Here is a 16,370-nt window from a genome sequence, read left to right as displayed (position 1 = left end):
CCGACTCCCCCGACTCGACGAGTGAGGGGACTTTCGCCTCGGCCGGGTCGCCCGGCGCCGCCACCGACGCCCCCGCCGCGTCGGCCGAGCCGCGCACCTGGCAGGACCGCTACACGGGCGCCGTGATGAACACGTTCGGCGTCCCGCGCCTGGAGCTGGTCTCCGGGTCGGGCACGCACGTCACCGACTCCGAGGGGCGCACCTACCTCGACCTGCTCGGCGGCATCGCCGTGCTCTCGCTCGGTCACGGCCACCCGGCCCTCGTCGGCGCGGTCGCCGACCAGGTCGCCCGTCTCGGGCACGTCTCGAACTTCTTCACCACCGAGCCGCAGGTGCGCCTCGCCGAGCGGCTCCTGGGGATCGCGGTGCCCGGCGGCGCCCCCGAGGGCTCGCGCGTGTTCCTGTCCAACTCGGGGACCGAGGCCAACGAGGCAGCCGTGAAGATCGTCCGCCGCCACGGGTCGGCGCGCTTCGGCCCCGGCCGCCCGGGCCGGATACTCGCCCTCGAGCACGCCTTCCACGGCCGCACCCTCGGCGCGCTGGCGCTCACCCACAAGGCCGCCTACCGCGAACCGTTCGCTCCGCTCGGCCCCGACGTCACCTTCGTCGCCCCCGGGGACATCGACGCGGTGCGCCGCGAGCTCGCCGTCGGCGACGTCGCCGGGCTGTTCCTCGAGCCCGTCCAGGGCGAGGCCGGCGTCACGCCGCTGCCCGACGGGTTCCTCGCGGCGGCCGGACAGGCCGCCCGGGAGGCGAGAGCGCTCGTCGTGATCGACGAGATCCAGACCGGCATCGGCCGGACCGGCACCTGGCTCGGCCACCATCGACCCGAGCTCGGCGGCGGGTTCGTGCCCGACGTCGTCACCCTCGCCAAGGGCCTGGGCGGCGGCATGCCGATCGGCGCCACGATCGCGCTCGGCGAGCACGCCGCCGCGCAGCTCGGTCCCGGCGCCCACGGCACGACGTTCGGCGGGAACCCCGTGGCGGCCGCGGCGGCGCTCGCGGTCCTCGACGTCGTCGGGGCGCCCGGCTTCCTTCAGAGCGTGGACCGGACCGGTTCCGCGCTGCGCGCCGCCGTGGAGGCCGTCGGGTCCCCGCTCGTGACCGGGACCCGCGGCGCGGGCCTGCACATCGGCGTCCAGCTGAGCGGCGAGCACGCGGCCGCGATCAGCTCCGCCGCCCAGGACGCCGGCCTCATCGTCAATCCGGTCCAGCCGGATGCGATCCGCCTCGCCCCGGCGCTCGTCCTGTCCGACGACGACGTGGCCGAGGCCGCCGAGAAGCTCGCCCTGGCTCTCGGCCGCGTCGAGCGCGCCCTTGCCACGAGTGAGCGCGGTTCTGCCCCGCCACCCGTGACGAGTGAGCGCGATTCTGCCGACGCCGACGCCGACGCCGACGCCGACACCGACGCGACCGGCGTCGAGGAGATCCCACGGTGAGCGCCCCGACCACCAGGGCCGCGCGGCACTCGCTCGTCGAGGAGCTGATCTCCACGGCGGAGGTCCACTCGCAGTCCGAGCTCCAGGGTCTGCTCGCGGAGCGGGGCGTGACGGTCACACAGACCACGGTGTCCCGGGACCTCGACGAGCTGCGCGCCGTCAAGGTCCGCGGCTCCGACGGCTCGCAGGTCTACGCGCTGCCCGCCCTCGTCGCGCCCGCGCCGATCACCGACGCCGCCCAGGTTCACGCGCGCCTCGAACGGTGGTGCGTCGAGGTCCTCGTCAGCGCCGACCACGCACAGAACCTCGCCGTCCTGCGCACCCCGCCGGGCGCCGCCCAGCTGCTGGCCTCCGCCGTCGACCAGTCCCGGTTCCCGGGTGTGCTCGGCTGCGTGGCCGGCGACGACACGGTCCTCGTCATCACGCGCGACGACCCCACCGCCGCCGGGCTCGTCGCCCGGCTCCTCGAGCTGGCCCGCCGCGGCGGGCCCCGTTCCACCTCCCACGCGGAGTCGACCAGGCCCGATGAGGCCGAAAGGAAGGACGCATGACCACCGAGACCTCCCCGACCACCCCCGCTCCCTCGGGCGGGGCCGGCACCGGCACCACCGGCGGGGCCAAGGATCGCGTCGTCCTCGCCTACTCCGGCGGGCTCGACACCTCCGTCGCCATCGGCTGGATCGGCGAGCAGACGGGCGCGGAAGTCATCGCGGTCGCCGTCGACGTCGGGCAGGGCGGTGAGGACCTCGAGGTCATCCGCCAGCGCGCGCTCGACTGCGGCGCCGTCGACGCCTACGTGGCCGACGCCAAGGACGAGTTCGCCGCCGAGTACTGCATGCCGGCGCTCCAGGCCCAGGGCCTCTACCAGGACGCCTACCCGCTCGTGTCCGCGATCTCGCGCCCGGTCATCGTCAAGCACCTCGTGCGCGCGGCGAAGCGGTTCGGCGCCACGACCGTCGCCCACGGCTGCACCGGCAAGGGCAACGACCAGGTCCGCTTCGAGGTGGGCATCACCTCGCTCGCGCCGGAGCTCAAGTGCATCGCGCCGGTCCGTGACCTCGCGCTGACCCGCGACGTCGCCATCGAGTACGCCGAGAAGCACGACCTGCCCATCGAGACGACGAAGAACAACCCGTTCTCCATCGACCAGAACGTGTGGGGTCGCGCCATCGAGACCGGCTTCCTCGAGGACATCTGGAACGCCCCGACGAAGGACATCTTCAGCTACACCGACGACCCCACCTACCCGCCGCTGCCGGACGAGGTCATCATCCGGTTCGAGCAGGGGATCCCGGTCGAGATCGACGGCGTGGCCGTCACCCCGCTGCGGGCCATCCAGGAGATGAACCGCCGGGCGGGCGCGCAGGGGATCGGTCGGATCGACGTCGTCGAGGACCGGCTCGTGGGCATCAAGTCGCGCGAGGTGTACGAGGCGCCCGGCGCCATGGCGCTGCTCGCCGCGCACAAGGAGCTCGAGAACGTGACCGTCGAGCGGGAGCTCGCGCGCTACAAGCGGCGGGTCTCGGAGCGCTGGGCCGAGCTCGTGTACGACGGCCAGTGGTTCTCGCCGCTGAAGAAGGCCCTCGACGTGTTCGTGGCGGAGACGCAGCGCTACGTCTCCGGCGAGATCCGCATGACGATGCACGGCGGCCGCGCGACGGTCACCGGGCGCCGCTCGGACTCCTCGCTGTACGACTTCAACCTGGCGACCTACGACGCCGGGGACACGTTCGACCAGTCGAGCTCGGTCGGCTTCATCGACATCTACGGCCTCACCTCGAAGCTGTCGGCGGCGCGCGACGAGAAGTTCGGCAACGGGGTGGACTTCTTCACCGACTGATGCGGGGCGGAGGGGGACTCTGCAGCTCCTCACTCCGCCTCAACTCACGTCACCTCGACGAGAGCGGGGGTCGTGCTCGAGATCGCGGGTGATATCCAGCGATCTCGCGCACGACCCCCGCTCTCGTGAACCTGTGCGCTGTTCAGGCGTCGCGCCACATCGGTTGCAGGGTGGGGCCGCCGTCCGGGAGCCGGATGGATGCGCCGAGGGACACGAACCCGTGGCGTGCGTAGAGGCGGAGGCTGCCCGGCGTCGATGCCTCCAGGTAGACCGGCAGCCCCAGCTCGGCCGCGTGCTTCAGACCGGCGGCGACCATGGCGGACCCGGACCCGCGACCGCGCTGGTCAGGCAGCGCCGCCATGGCGGAGAGGTGCAGGTGGGCGACGTCCGGTTGCCGGGTGCCGGTCGCCTCGAGGAGCGCGGCCAGGCGCGCGCCTGTCGGTCCGTCGTCGTCGCTCGTCTCCGTGTTCGGACCTGCCTGCTCGTCCCTCGCCGACGGCGGATCCGCGTCGTCGTACTGGTGGCGGGGCTGCCAGAACGACGCGGCCGTCAGCCTGCCGCCCGGTGCCTGCGCGACGACGACCAGGCGTGCCCGGACCGCGTCCGCCACGGAGGCGCTGAACGTCTGCTCCAGATAGGCCCGGCGGGCGGTGGGCTCGGGGATGAGCCAGGTGATGACGGCCTCGTCGGCGAATGCGTCCAGGGCCAGGTCGACGGTGCGGTCGAGGTCCGCGGCCGTGGCGCGACGGGCGGTGGGACGGCGGGCGATGGCGGGCATGGGGCGGCTCCCGGGTCGGCGTCTGGGACGATCACCGTCCCTCGACGTCGGCAGGTCCTCCAGTAGTTTCGTCACACTGAATCTGTGACGAAAGGGTGGCGCGGCGTGCGGTGCGCGGAGTGCGGGGAGCAGATCGACGAGGCCGCGCGCACGGGGCGGCCGCGGCGCTACTGCTCACGTTCCTGCCAGGCGCGCGCGTACCGGCGCCGTCGTGATCGCGGACGCCTCGACGCAGCCGCCGGGGGTTCGACCGCCGGTGGCGCGCCCGTCGGGGGTGCGCCGAGCAGTTCCGGATCCGCCGACGGTCCTGCTTCCAGGGACGAGTGGGTGACGATGCTCGACACCGCGGTCGCCATCGCCGACTCCGACGGTACCGAGGGGGTGACCCTGCGTGCCGTGGCGGCGCGTGCCCGGGTGCCGCTTCTCCGCGTGCAGCGCGAGGTCGGCAGTCGCGACCGGCTCGTGGCGGCCATGGTGCAGCGCGTGCTCGCCGCCCGGACGATGGGCGAGGCGCAGGATCCGGTGCCTGGATCGGTCCTGCGACGCCTGGGCCTGGACGAGTGGACGGCGTACCGCCGCCACCCCTGGCTGGTCCCGGTGCTCGCGAGCACGCGTCCGCCGCTCGTGCCTGCCGTCCTGGCGGCCGCGCGCTCGGCGGTCGAGGCCTTCCGGTCGCTCGGCCTCGGTGCCGAGGTGTCGCGGGACCGGTACGTCTCGTTCAGCGCCTATATCCAGGGCATGGGCCTGCTGCTCGTCGCGGAGCAGCAGGAGACGCGGCGGTCGTTCGCGAGCCTCGAGGGCTGGTGGGACGGTGAGGTCCGGCGCCTGGACCGCACCGGAGTCGCGCGTCGTCATCCATGGCTCACGGAGCTCAGCGACGCACCGGCCAGAGCGCTGGACCTGGACGCCGCGTTCCGGGACGGTCTCGACCGCGTGGTTCGAGGCCTGACGGCGCTCGACTGAGTGTGCGGTCCATGCAGGCGCCCGACGGTCGCCGGACCCGTGACCTGCCGGCCGATCCGCCGGACCGGGATCCGTCAGCCGACCGAGCCGCCGCCGAGGCCGCTGAACTCCCCGCAGATCTCGCGGATCGCGGCCTCGTTCTCCGCGTTGTTCGCGATGACGTCCGCGTCCGGCTGGTCGCCGCCGCTCACGCTCTCGCCGAACTCGGCCTCCTGCTCGAACAGGGGACGCAGGTTGTCCGGCGACTGCTCGGAGAGCTCGCGGGTCCGCTCGCCGTACTCGGCAAAGATGTCCGACACGGCGTCCATGTCCGTGAAGTCGGTGAGCTCGATCGTCTGGTTCTCCATGTCCTGGTAGATGGTGGAGAACTCGTCGCAGGCCTCGGACTCGGACAGCTCCTCGCCCCCTCCGCCGCACGCGGCAAGGGTCGTGGCCAGGGTGCCGGCAGCGAGGAGGGCGGCGGCGGAACGGCGGCTGATCATCGGTGCTCTCCGTGACTGTCGTCGGTATCGGTCGGAAGCGGCACGAGCGTCTCGTGGGTACGGGGCCACGACAACACGCGCGAGTCGTCGGTGCGGGACGCGCGACCCGTTGGCGATCATAGGGCGGACGGCCGCACGGCTCCCGCTCCGCAGCCTGTACCGGACTCCGGGATCAGCCGCAGATGTCGGCGATCGCCTGGCTGTTCTGCTGGGAGGCCTCGAGGTCGGTGATCTCGGCGGTGCCGTCGGCGATGGAGGCCATGAGCTCGGCCTCGGACTCGAACAGCGTGGCGAGGTTGTCCGGGGACTGCTCGGCGAGCGAGGTCAGCTCACCTTCGTACTCCTCGAACATCGACATGTCGTCGGAGGCGTTGTCCTGCTCGGCGGCGCGCGCCTCGAACTCGCTGTACGTGGTCTCGTACTGCTCGCACGCGTCGGCCTCGGAGAGCTCGTCGCCACCGCCGCAGGCGGCCAGGCCGGTGGCGAGCAGACCGGCGGCGAGCACGCCGGTGAGGGTGCGGGTGAGGCGTCCAGGCATGGCGCCACGGTAGCCGGAGGGCACCGCCGCCGGCCGCGACGTTCCAGGGCGGATCCTGACGCCGCACGCCCGCACCCTCGGCCCCGGCCGGGGTCCTGGTCCCTGGTCCCTGCGCGATCCGCGACGTCGCGCCCCGCCGCCCGTGTAGCAGGCTGGCACCATGCCCACCTCCGCCCGGTTCGCGCTCCTCGGCCGGGTCGTGACGCCGGACGAGGTGCTCGAGCACGCCGCGGTTGTCGTCGAGGCGGGCCGCATCGTCGACGTCGCGCCCGTGAGCGACCTCGACCTCACGGGCGTCGACCGTCATGAGACCGACGGCTACGTACTCCCGGGACTCGTCGACCTGCACAATCACGGCGGTGCCGGCGTGGGCTTCCCCGACCCCGTCGACGCCGCCACCACACTGCGCGCCGTCCGCGAACACCGCTCCCACGGCACGACGACGATGCTCGCCTCCCTCGTCACCGCGCCTCCCGAGGCGCTCACGTCCCGCATCCGCCTGCTCGCCGACCTGTGCGAGGCCGGGGAGCTCGCCGGCATCCATCTCGAGGGACCGTTCCTCTCCGCCGCCCGCGCGGGCGCGCAGGATGTCGACGCGATCCGCCCGCCGGACGCGGCGCTCACCGCCGAGCTGATCGACCTCGCCCGAGGGCACCTCGCGACGATGACGCTCGCGCCCGAGCTCCCCGGGGCCGACGACGTCGTCGCGGCCCTCGCGCGCGGCGGCGCGCTCCCGTCGTTCGGCCACACCGACGCCGACGCCGCCACCACCCGCGCCGCGATCGCCCACGCCGCCCGGCTCCTCGTAGACGCGAGTGTGGAAGCGGCCGGACCCGCGCCCCGCTCGCACAGGCCCACCGTCACGCACTTGTTCAACGGCATGCGTCCGTTCAGCCACCGCGACCCGGGTCCGATCCCCGCGATCCTCTCCGCAGCCGCGAGGGGGTTCGTCGTCGTCGAGCTCATCGGTGACGGCGTGCACCTCGACCCGTCGCTCGTGCGCGACGTCGTCGAGATCGTCGGACGCGACGCGGCGGTCCTCGTCACCGACTCGACCGCCGCGACCGGCATGCCCGACGGCGCGCACCACCTCGCCGACCTGCGCGTCACGGTGACCGACGGCGTCGCTCGCCTCGCCGACGGCGGGGCGCTCGCCGGCAGCACGAGCCACCTGATCGACGTCGTGCGCACCGTTCACGGGGCCGGCGTGCCGCTCGTCGACGCGGTGTTCATGGCCTCCGCCGGGCCGGCGCGGGTGCTGGGTCGGACCGACGTCGGTCGCCTCGCTCCTGGCACCCGCACCGACGTGGTCCTCACCGATCACGACCTGCGCCCGACATCCGTCTACCGGGACGGGGATCTCGTGCGCTGACGCGCGGCCCGGCCGGCGTTCCGGCGAGTTCCGCATGGCGTTTCAGCGAGTGTGTGCCGGCGTTCCGGCGAGTTCCGTCCTGCCATTCCGCGAGCTGCCTCAGACCCCCGCGAGCGTCGCGACGAGCACGGCCTTGATCGTGTGCATCCGGTTGCCGGCCTGGTCGAACACCTTCGAGGCGGGGGACCGGAAGACCTCGTCGGTGACCTCGAGCGCGTCCATGCCGGTGGCGTCGTAGACCTCGCGCCCGACGGCGGTGCCCAGGTCGTGGAACGCCGGCAGGCAGTGGAGGAAGATCGCGGAGTCGTTGCCGGTGGCGGCCATGACGTCGCCGGTCACCTGGTAGCCCCGCAGCGCGGCGACGCGCTCGTCCCACACCGACCTCTTCTCGCCCATGGACACCCACACGTCGGTGGAGACGGCGTCGGCCCCGCGCACCCCCTGAGCCACGTCCGAGGTCAGCGTGATGCGGGCGCCGGTGGTCTCGGCGATGGCGCGGGCGGCCTCGACCACGTCCGGCGGCGGCTGGTAGGCCTCGGGCGCGACGATCCGCACGTCCATGCCGAGCAGCGCGGACGAGACGAGCAGGGAGCGGCCGGTGTTGAACCGGGCGTCACCCAGGTAGGCGTGCACGACGTCGGAGAAGGGCTTGGCCACCTGCTCCTTGATGGTCAGGGCGTCGGCGAGCATCTGGGTGGGGTGCCAGTCGTCGGTGAGGCCGTTGTAGACGGGGACGCCGGCGTGCTCGGCCAGCGTCTCCACGGTGGCCTGGTGGTCGCCCCGGTACTCGATGGCGTCGTACATCTGACCGAGCACGGCGGCGGTGTCCGGGATCGACTCCTTGTGCCCGATCTGCGAGCCCGACGGGTCGAGGTACGTCGTCGCGGCCCCCTGGTGGGCGGCGGCGACCTCGAAGGCGGCGCGCGTGCGGGTGGAGGTCTTCTCGAAGATGAGCGCGACCGCCTTACCCGTGAGCCGGCGCTCCTCGCGGCCCTCGAGGCGCTCGGCCTTGAGGCGGGCGGCGAGGTCGACGAGGTGCAGCCACTCGGCGGGGGAGAAGTCGAGCTCCTTGAGCAGGTGGCGGCCGGTGAGGGAGTGGGCGGTGGTCATGCCACAAGCGTACGTAGGTCGCGGGACGTGCCCGACGGCGAACGGCTCGCTCCCGGCCCGCCTCGTGGTCCGTTCCGACTTCGGGCCGACCGGGTGTGGCCACGGGCGCGGACCCTTATTACAGCGGTGAGCGGAAGGGGTGCTGCGCTCGACGACGAGCTTCGCCCGCAGGCCGGGGGAACAGGATGGTCACCGATGACCAGGACAGAGGCAGGACGCCGCAGGGCGTGGTTCGACTCCGCCGCGCTGACGCGAGACATCCGCGGAGCGGCGCTGGACGCGAGCGTGGCGCTCGTGGCCACGCTGGCGATCGTCGCGCTGCTCTGGTGGCGGATCGAGCAGGGCACGTCGGACACGATCGAGGTGATGCCGGACCTCGCCGCCGGCGAGTACTGGATGTACTGGGTGAGTCAGGCGTTCGGCTGGACGGCCATGCTGTGGGTCTGGATCACGGTGATGCTCGGGCTCATGCGCTCGAGCCGGCACCCGAGCTGGATGCCGATGTCCGTCGGGACGCTCGAGCGGTGGCACCGCCAGACGAGCCTGACCACCATCGCGCTGATGTTCGCCCACGTCGTGTGGTTCTTCGCCGAGATGGTGCGGCAGAACACCGCGGAGTCGGGCTGGGCCGCCGGCGTGTGGGAGGCGTTCGTCCAGTCGTGGGTGCCCGGCGGGTACAGCAGCGGCACCGGCGTGATCGCCATCCTCATCGGGCTGCTCGCGCTCTACCTGGCGGTCCCGCTGGGACTCGCGTTCTACGCGCGCCGCGCGATGGGGCCGCGCACGTGGCGCGCGCTGCACGCGTCGGTCATCGTCGTCTACGTCCTCAGCGCCTGGCACACCCTGCTGTACGGCACGAGCGTGTGGTTCGACGGTCCGTTCCGGACCACGGTCTGGCTGCTGCAGCTGCCGGTCGCGGGGCTGCTCCTCGTGCGGCTGCTGCGGCCCGCCTACCGGCCCGGGGCGACGACGGTCGCCCGCGTCGGCCGGCTCGTCGCGCGCGTCGCCGCCACCGCGACGATCCTCGTGCTCCTGCTGGTCGCCGCCACCGGCCGCGACGGCGGACGCACGCCCGGTGTGGACGGTGCGCCCCTCAACACGGCCCAGTGGATGATCTGGGTCGGGTTCGCGGTGTTCGTCCTCGTGGTGGCGGTGGCCGTCGTGCGGGCGTACCGGTCGGAGCGGCGGCGCACGCCGGAGCGGCGCGTCGAGGAGCCGGCGGGGGAGCGCCGGGCGGGCTGAGCACGCCGAACGGGCGTGACGTACCGACCCGGGTTCACCCAGGCCCGATCGTGCGACGTGTGGGCGGCAGTTGCCGCGCCGTGCGCGCTCGAGCCCGGTGACGGCTCGGCGAGCCGTGCGGGACGGTTCGTTGTCGGATCACGATCCGGGGTCGGCCGGGTCACGACCTGGGGCCGCCCCTGTCTCGATGAGATGTAGGTCTCATTTCACTTGAGTCACACGGGTTCACTCTGGTTACCTCTAGTCTCACGAGTAACACGGCACGTCGTGCCGTCGACAGCCACCGCGAATCGCTTGCAGCGAGGCAGGTGGGACGGGGCTGGGGGGCCTGAGTGCGAACGAGGAGAGAACCTGTGCGTCTGAAGAGATGGCTGCCCGCTGGTGCGGGGGTGGGCCTGGCGATCGCGTGCGTGGCCAGCTCGGCCGCCTACGGGACCAACGGCGACGTCGGAGCGACACCCCCGGCCGACCAGGTCACACGGATCGCGCTGCACGGACTGACCGCGTCGTCGTCCACGTTCACGTTCGGGTCGGTGACGTCGAGCGCCTTCACCTTCGGGCCGGCCGCGACGAGCCCGCTCGGTGCGGCCCCCACGCTGGCCTCCTGGCCGTCCAACGAGCCCGCGGCGCCGCTGTCCGGGGACGACGCGAGCACGACGGCGGTGAGCCTGGGTGCCGAGGGCGACGCGCTGTTCGTCGGCGACTGGGACGGCGACGGTGCCACGTCGGTGACCGTCCGCCGCGGCAACGCCATGTACGTGCGCAACGCCCGCGACCACGGCGCCGCCGACCACGTCTTCCACTACGGGCAGGCCGGCGACACGATCGTCGTCTCGAGCCTCGCCGACGGTCGCAGCACCTTCGCGATCGACCGTGGGCAGCTGGTGGAGCCGGAGCCGGAGCCGGCGCCCGAGCCGGAGATCGAGCCCGTTCCTGAGCCTGAGCCCGCTCCCGAGCCGGAGCCGGAGCCTGAGACGGAGCCGGAGCCTGAGACGGAGCCGACCCCTGAGCCGGAGCCGACCCCTGAGCCGGAGCCCGCCCCAGAGCCCGAGCCGGAGCCCGCCCCAGAGCCCGAGCCGGAGCCGGAGCCCGAGCCGGAGCCGGAGCCGGAGCCGACCCCGGAGCCCGAGCCCACGCCGGCTCCCGTGCCGGCCTCCGAGCCGGAGCCGGAGCCGACGCCCGAACCTGAGCCCGCCCCGTCGCCGGAGCCTGCACCGGCTCCCGAGCCTGAGCCGGCGCCCGAGCCCGCTCCCGAGCCCGCTCCCGAGCCGGAGCCTGAGCCGGCTCCTGCACCCGCACCGGCACCGGCCCCCGCGCCTGCTCCTGCACCGGCCCCCGCGCCTGCTCCTGCACCGGCGCCAGCTCCTGCGCCGGCCCCCGCGCCGGCTCCCGCACCCGCGTGGCGCGGCGACGCCGTCGTCTCGGTGGCGCACCAGTACCTCGGCTCGCCGTACGTCTGGGGCGGGACCACGCCGTCGGGCTGGGACTGCATCGGCTTCGCGGGGTACGTGTACGCCCAGTTCGGCGTCACCCTGCCGCGGACCACCGCGTGGGGCGCGTTCGCGCACTACCAGCAGGTGCCGGCGAGTCAGGCGCGTCCGGGCGACCTCATCTGGTGGCCGGGCCACGTGGCCATCTACACGGGCAACGGCCAGAACATCGGCGCCTGGAACCCGGGCATGGGTACCCGCGTGGGACCCAACTCCTGGGTCGCGGGGAACCCGGTCTACCTGAGGGTCCTGTAGTCCTCACCAGCTGACGGGGCGAGGGCTGCGAGCCGGCCCTCCGCCACCACCGACCACGTGCGGCCCGACGCGATCATGCGTCGGGCCGCACGTGCGTCCAGCCGGGGGGTCGTCCGCGCGCCGCCCTGCTGCGCATGCAGGCGTCGTTCCGGAGTCACGCCGCTTGACCACGCTCGACCGCGGATCTACCGTTGACTGCAAACGCTTGCAATCCTCTGGAAGGCATCTCGCAATGACGCAGATCGTCGTCGGCATCGACACCCCCACCGGCGTGCTCATCAACGGCGAGGTCCGCGCCGCGAGCGACGGTGGCACCTTCGAGGTCACGGACCCCGCGACCGCGCAAGTGCTCGCAACCGTCGCCAACGGCACGCTCGACGACGCCGCCGCATGCGTCGACTCCGCCGAAGCAGCCGCGGACGGCTGGGCCGCCACGAGCCCGCGGGAACGCTCGGGCATTCTCATGAAGGCGTTCGACCTCATGATCGAGCGTGAGCAGCAGATCGCCGAGCTCATCGTCCGAGAGAACGGCAAGGCGCTGTCCGACGCGCTGGGTGAGGTGCGGTACGCCGCCGAGTTCTTCCGCTGGTACGCGGAGGAGGCGGTCAGGGTCAGGGGAGAGATCCAGACGGCGCCCTCGGGGGCCAACCGGATCATGGTGATCCATCAACCGATCGGCATCTCGCTGCTCATCACGCCGTGGAACTTCCCCGCCGCGATGGCCACCCGCAAGATCGGTCCTGCCCTCGCCGCCGGCTGCACCGTGATACTCAAGCCAGCGTCCGAGACGCCGCTGACCGCTCTCGCGGTCGGCGCGATCCTGGCGGAGGCCGGCGTGCCCGACGGCGTCGTCAACGTCCTGCCCTCGCGTCGTTCCGGCGCGGTGGCGGATCAGATCCTGCACGACCCCCGCGTACGCAAGCTGTCCTTCACCGGTTCGACCGAGGTGGGGCGCAGACTCCTCAGGACGGCGGCGGACCGCGTGATCTCCTGCTCGATGGAGCTCGGTGGCAACGCACCGTTCGTCGTGCTCGACGACGCCGACCTCGACAAGGCCGTCGCCGGGGCGATGCTGGCGAAGATGCGCAACGGGGGAGAGGCGTGCACGGCGGCCAACCGGATCTACGTGCAGCGGCCGATCGCGGAGGAGTTCGCGGCGCGCCTGGCGCGGGCGATGGAGGCGTTGACGGTCGGGCCGGGTCTCGACGTCGGCACCGAGGTGGGGCCGCTCATCAACGACGACGCGATCACCAAGATCGAGGAGCTCGTCGCTGACGCGACGGCTCGTGGTGCCCGCATCCTTACCGGCGGCGAGAAGACGGACGGATCCGGCTACTTCTACCCTCCGACCGTGCTCGCCGACGTCGACGGCGACTCCCAGATCCTCGGCGAGGAGATCTTCGGTCCCGTCGCCCCCGTCGTCGTGTTCGACACCGACGAGGAGGCCATCGAGCGGGCCAACGCCACCGAGTACGGGCTCGTCTCCTACGTGTTCACCACCGACCTCTCGCGCGGGCTGCGCGTGAGCGAGGCGCTGGACTCGGGGATGGTCGGTCTCAACCGGGGGGTCGTCTCGGACGCCGCCGCACCGTTCGGCGGCACCAAGCAGTCGGGCCTCGGTCGTGAGGGCGGGCACGAGGGTCTCCTGGAGTACGCGGAGTCGAAGTACGTCGCCGTAGACTGGTGACAACAACGTTTGCATCGGCACTCTGACGGTCGGGACCGGTAGACCTCGGGGAGGTCGGGATCGTTCCTGACCACGACGTCGCCGTGTGCTGCCGGAAGGGGGTGGGAGTCGATGAGCGCGTCGGCGGAGGGCCGGTCGTCGGTCACGCTCCAGGAGGTGGCGCGCCGCGCCGGCGTCCATGCGGGCACGGCCTCGCGTGCGCTCAACCCGGCCACCCAGGGCCTGGTCAGCGAGGCGACGCTTCGCAAGGTGCAGCAGGCGGCCAAGGCGCTGAACTACCGGCCGAACCCGATGGCGCAGGGGCTCAAGACCAATCGGTCGATGATGGTCGGCATCGTCATCCCCGACCTCACGAACCCGCTCTTCCCGCCGATCGTGCGCGGCGCTGACTTCGAGCTCGCCCGCGCCGGCTACACGACCCTGATCGCCGACACGGACAACGACCCCGCTCGCGAGCGCGACTCCTTCGAGGCGCTCCAGACACGCCAGGTCGACGGCCTGATCGTCGCGTCCGCCCGCCGGGACGACGACACGGTCCAGGCGACCCATCGGGCCGGCATCCCGCTCGTGCTCATCAATCGGCGCGACGAGCACACCCAGCTGCCCGTCGTGCTCGGCGACGACGGGCACGGTGTCGAGCAGGCGATGCGGCACCTCTTCGGCCTCGGCCATCGCAGGATCGGGCACATCGCGGGCCCCAGCAGCATCTCGACCGGCGCCCTCCGTGCGCGTGCGTTCCGCCAGTGGATGTTCGAGCTGGGTGGTGAGCTCGACGACACGTTCAGCGGCGAGGTGAGCACGTACTCCATCGAGGAGGGCGCCCGCGTCGCGCACGAGATCCTGGGGCGCGCGCGCCCGACGGCCATCCTCGCCGGCAACGACCAGATCGCCGTGGGCGTGCTCGACGCGCTGCGGGAGCGGGGACTCCGCTGCCCCGAGGACGTCAGTGTCGTCGGCTACAACGACATGCCGCTCATGGACAAGCTCTCCCCGGCGGTGACGACGGTCCGCGTGCCGCACGCAGAGATCGGTGCGGAGGCGGCGCGTCTGCTGATCCGCCGGCTCGAGACCAAGGCGGACGATGCGCGCACCGTCTCGCTGCCGGTTCAGCTGGTCGTCCGGGACTCCACCGGTCCCGTCCCCGTCTCCTGATCCGGGGCACGCTTCGTTCCGGTCTGGCAGGTTGACCTCACCACCTGACCTGGCGCCGGGATCCGTTCATTCGCCTCGGTGGGGCGGCCCGACTTTCCAGCAATCGTTCGCACCATGCATCGCGGTGTCCTGTGGATCTCCTTCCCGAGAATGTTCATCAAGTCCGTGCGGTGCTTGACAGAACACGCCGAACGGAGGAGGCTGCCACGTAGCGCAATCGTTTGTATTCCTCGCGACAATCGTGTCGTCCGACCTCGTCGACGAGGGGCAGGAACGGCGCGTGACGCAGGAGGTCACGTGAGCGCCTGAGGTGTTGTCAGTGTCGACCGACCTTGGTTCGCCGATCTTCCGGCGGGAAATGGTGAAGAAGATGGCTCAGTCAAAGAGAACTGCCCGTGCAGCCACGGGTGCCGCCGCGACGGCCGCGCTCGTGGTGCTCGCCGCCTGCGGCGGCGGGGACTCCGCGGAGAACGGCGGCGGAGACGGTGGAGACGGCGAGGAGGGCGGCGCGCTGGTCATCGCCGGGCCCGAGCCGCTGGACAACTGGGACCCGCTCCAGCAGGCCAACCCGGCATACATGTCCATGGTCTTCGACACGCTCATCGCCTGGAACGCCGACGGCAGCGGCTTCGAGCCGATGCTCGCCACGGAGTGGGAGCAGACGCCGGAGCACATCGAGTTCGTGCTGCGGGACGACGCGGTCTTCCACGACGGCACGCCGATCGACGCCGATGCGGTCGTGCAGAACATCGAGCGCATCCGGGACACGCCGCACAACTCCCAGGCCGTGTTCGCCAACGTCACCGAGATCGTCGCGGTCGACGAGACGACCGTCCGCCTCGAGCTGTCCGAGCCGACCGGAGGCATCCTCGAGACACTTGCCGACTGGCCCGGCTCGATCGTCGCCCCGGCGACGATCGAGGAGGGCAGCTTCCGCGAGCCCATCGGCTCCGCCGCGTTCCAGTACAACGCCGACGAGTCCCGGATCGGCTCCGAGATCGTCGTCGATGCGTTCCCCGACTACTACAACGCCGACGAGGTCGGCCCCAGCAGCGTCACCTACCTGGAGATGACGGAGCCCGAGCAGCGCTTCAACGCACTGCAGACCGGCCGGGCCAACGTCATCTACGGCGAGGGTGGCCAGATCGACCAGGCCGAGGCCGAGGGCATGGACGTCGTCGTCTACCCCAAGGTCCAGTGGGCGGCGATGCTGTCCGACGTCGAGGGCGTGTTCAGCGACGTCAACGTCCGGCAGGCCGTCTGCCACGGCATCAACTCGCAGCAGTTCCTCGACGCGCACTACTCCGGGCACGGCGAGACCGCGAGCCAGATCTTCCGGGAGGGCACCTCGGGGTTCAACCCCGATGTGGACAACCTCTACCCCTACGACGTCGACGCCGCGATCGCACTCCTCGAGGAGGCGGGAAACCCGGACGTCGAGTTCACGCTCCCGACCCCGGACGAGTACCAGCCGATCTATCAGGTGTTCGCCTCCCAGATGGAGGAGATCGGCATCACGGTCAACCTCGACGTCATGCCGTTCGGTGAGTTCATCTCGACGTACAACAACGGCGAGGCGCCCATGATCCTCTTCAGCAACCTGGCCGCCCACGGTCCCTACGCCTACTACCTCACGCGCTACGCGCCGGAGTCGGGCCGCAACGCCCACGGCGTGGAGTACCCGGAGCTGCTCGCCGCGGTCCAGGAGGGCGCGGCCGCCGAGGACGAGGAGAGCGCCGAGGAGTCCTACCAGGAGTTCTCGCGGATCGCGCTCGAGGAAGCTTACGACTGCGGCCAGTTCTACCTCACGGGCATCTGGATCTCCGACCCCGAGGCTGTCTCGGGTCTCGAGGCCATCCCCGGTCGGATCGACACCTTCAACTACATGGACGTCGAGATCAGCGGCTGACCCATGCCCTCGACGATCGACCATCCTGCCGTGCCGGCCGTCCCGCCGTCCTCGTCGCGCCTCCGGGTCGCGGGGACGGGCGGGGCGGTCCGCACGGCCTGTCGGACGGGTGA

The 16,370-nt window shown here is 72.1% G+C and carries 14 protein-coding genes; 10 read left to right on the top strand and 4 right to left on the bottom strand.

Annotated features, from left to right (window positions below; genetic code table 11):
* Positions 1–125 precede the first annotated feature (125 nt).
* The 3 genes from ACZLKG_RS09665 to ACZLKG_RS09655 are packed head-to-tail and all read left to right on the top strand — an operon-like array spanning position 126 to position 3,279.
* A complete protein-coding gene (locus tag ACZLKG_RS09665) occupies positions 126–1,439 on the top strand; it encodes an acetylornithine transaminase (RefSeq protein ID WP_463648691.1) in 1,314 nt (437 codons plus the stop codon).
* Positions 1,436–1,990 (top strand): arginine repressor, encoded by a 555-nt coding sequence (gene argR / locus ACZLKG_RS09660; RefSeq protein ID WP_463648606.1) that lies wholly within the window; start codon positions 1,436–1,438, stop codon positions 1,988–1,990. Before ACZLKG_RS09665 ends, argR begins: the two co-directional genes overlap by 4 nt.
* Positions 1,987–3,279, top strand: coding sequence for an argininosuccinate synthase (locus ACZLKG_RS09655; protein ID WP_463648605.1), 1,293 nt, complete (start codon positions 1,987–1,989; stop codon positions 3,277–3,279). Before argR ends, ACZLKG_RS09655 begins: the two co-directional genes overlap by 4 nt.
* 142 nt (positions 3,280–3,421) lie before the next feature.
* Here ACZLKG_RS09655 and ACZLKG_RS09650 read toward each other — a convergent pair whose 3' ends face one another.
* The gene (locus tag ACZLKG_RS09650) at positions 3,422–4,057 is read right to left on the bottom strand and encodes a GNAT family N-acetyltransferase (protein WP_425708634.1); all 636 of its coding nucleotides are present in this window, start codon (positions 4,055–4,057) and stop codon (positions 3,422–3,424) included.
* A gap of 333 nt (positions 4,058–4,390) precedes the next feature.
* Here ACZLKG_RS09650 and ACZLKG_RS09645 point away from each other — a divergent pair, with 333 nt between their 5' ends.
* Positions 4,391–5,020 (top strand): TetR/AcrR family transcriptional regulator C-terminal domain-containing protein, encoded by a 630-nt coding sequence (locus ACZLKG_RS09645; RefSeq protein ID WP_425708793.1) that lies wholly within the window; start codon positions 4,391–4,393, stop codon positions 5,018–5,020.
* A gap of 74 nt (positions 5,021–5,094) precedes the next feature.
* Here ACZLKG_RS09645 and ACZLKG_RS09640 read toward each other — a convergent pair whose 3' ends face one another.
* Entirely contained in the window at positions 5,095–5,502 is a 408-nt protein-coding gene (locus ACZLKG_RS09640; protein ID WP_425708633.1) for a hypothetical protein, read from the bottom strand.
* A gap of 172 nt (positions 5,503–5,674) precedes the next feature.
* Positions 5,675–6,040 (bottom strand): hypothetical protein, encoded by a 366-nt coding sequence (locus ACZLKG_RS09635; protein WP_425708632.1) that lies wholly within the window; start codon positions 6,038–6,040, stop codon positions 5,675–5,677.
* A 160-nt stretch (positions 6,041–6,200) separates the two neighbouring features.
* Here ACZLKG_RS09635 and ACZLKG_RS09630 point away from each other — a divergent pair, with 160 nt between their 5' ends.
* Positions 6,201–7,412 (top strand): N-acetylglucosamine-6-phosphate deacetylase, encoded by a 1,212-nt coding sequence (locus ACZLKG_RS09630; protein ID WP_425708631.1) that lies wholly within the window; start codon positions 6,201–6,203, stop codon positions 7,410–7,412.
* A gap of 99 nt (positions 7,413–7,511) precedes the next feature.
* Here the strand turns inward: ACZLKG_RS09630 and argF are convergent, their stop codons facing one another.
* Positions 7,512–8,522: an ornithine carbamoyltransferase gene (argF, locus tag ACZLKG_RS09625; RefSeq protein WP_425708630.1), complete on the bottom strand. Its 1,011-nt coding sequence runs from the start codon at positions 8,520–8,522 to the stop codon at positions 7,512–7,514.
* Positions 8,523–8,717: 195 nt separating this feature from the next.
* Between argF and ACZLKG_RS09620 the strand changes: the two genes are divergently transcribed.
* The 5 genes from ACZLKG_RS09620 (at position 8,718) to ACZLKG_RS09600 (ending at position 16,257) form a co-directional block, all read left to right on the top strand.
* Positions 8,718–9,764 (top strand): ferric reductase-like transmembrane domain-containing protein, encoded by a 1,047-nt coding sequence (locus ACZLKG_RS09620; RefSeq protein ID WP_463648604.1) that lies wholly within the window; start codon positions 8,718–8,720, stop codon positions 9,762–9,764.
* A 353-nt stretch (positions 9,765–10,117) separates the two neighbouring features.
* Positions 10,118–11,509 carry a C40 family peptidase gene (locus ACZLKG_RS09615; protein WP_463648603.1) on the top strand — a complete coding sequence of 464 codons (1,392 nt, stop codon included), beginning with the start codon at positions 10,118–10,120 and terminating at the stop codon, positions 11,507–11,509.
* A gap of 232 nt (positions 11,510–11,741) precedes the next feature.
* On the top strand, positions 11,742–13,196 hold the full coding sequence (locus ACZLKG_RS09610; protein ID WP_463648602.1) for an NAD-dependent succinate-semialdehyde dehydrogenase: 1,455 nt from the start codon (positions 11,742–11,744) through the stop codon (positions 13,194–13,196).
* A 111-nt stretch (positions 13,197–13,307) separates the two neighbouring features.
* Positions 13,308–14,348, top strand: a complete 1,041-nt coding sequence (locus ACZLKG_RS09605) for a LacI family DNA-binding transcriptional regulator (RefSeq protein WP_425708626.1) — start codon at positions 13,308–13,310, stop codon at positions 14,346–14,348.
* A gap of 370 nt (positions 14,349–14,718) precedes the next feature.
* Entirely contained in the window at positions 14,719–16,257 is a 1,539-nt protein-coding gene (locus ACZLKG_RS09600) for an ABC transporter substrate-binding protein (RefSeq protein ID WP_463648600.1), read from the top strand.
* Positions 16,258–16,370: the final 113 nt, after the last annotated feature.

The sequence above is a fragment of the Georgenia sp. Z2081 genome (assembly GCF_055326445.1).
This window is presented reverse-complemented; position numbering and strand designations above follow the sequence as displayed.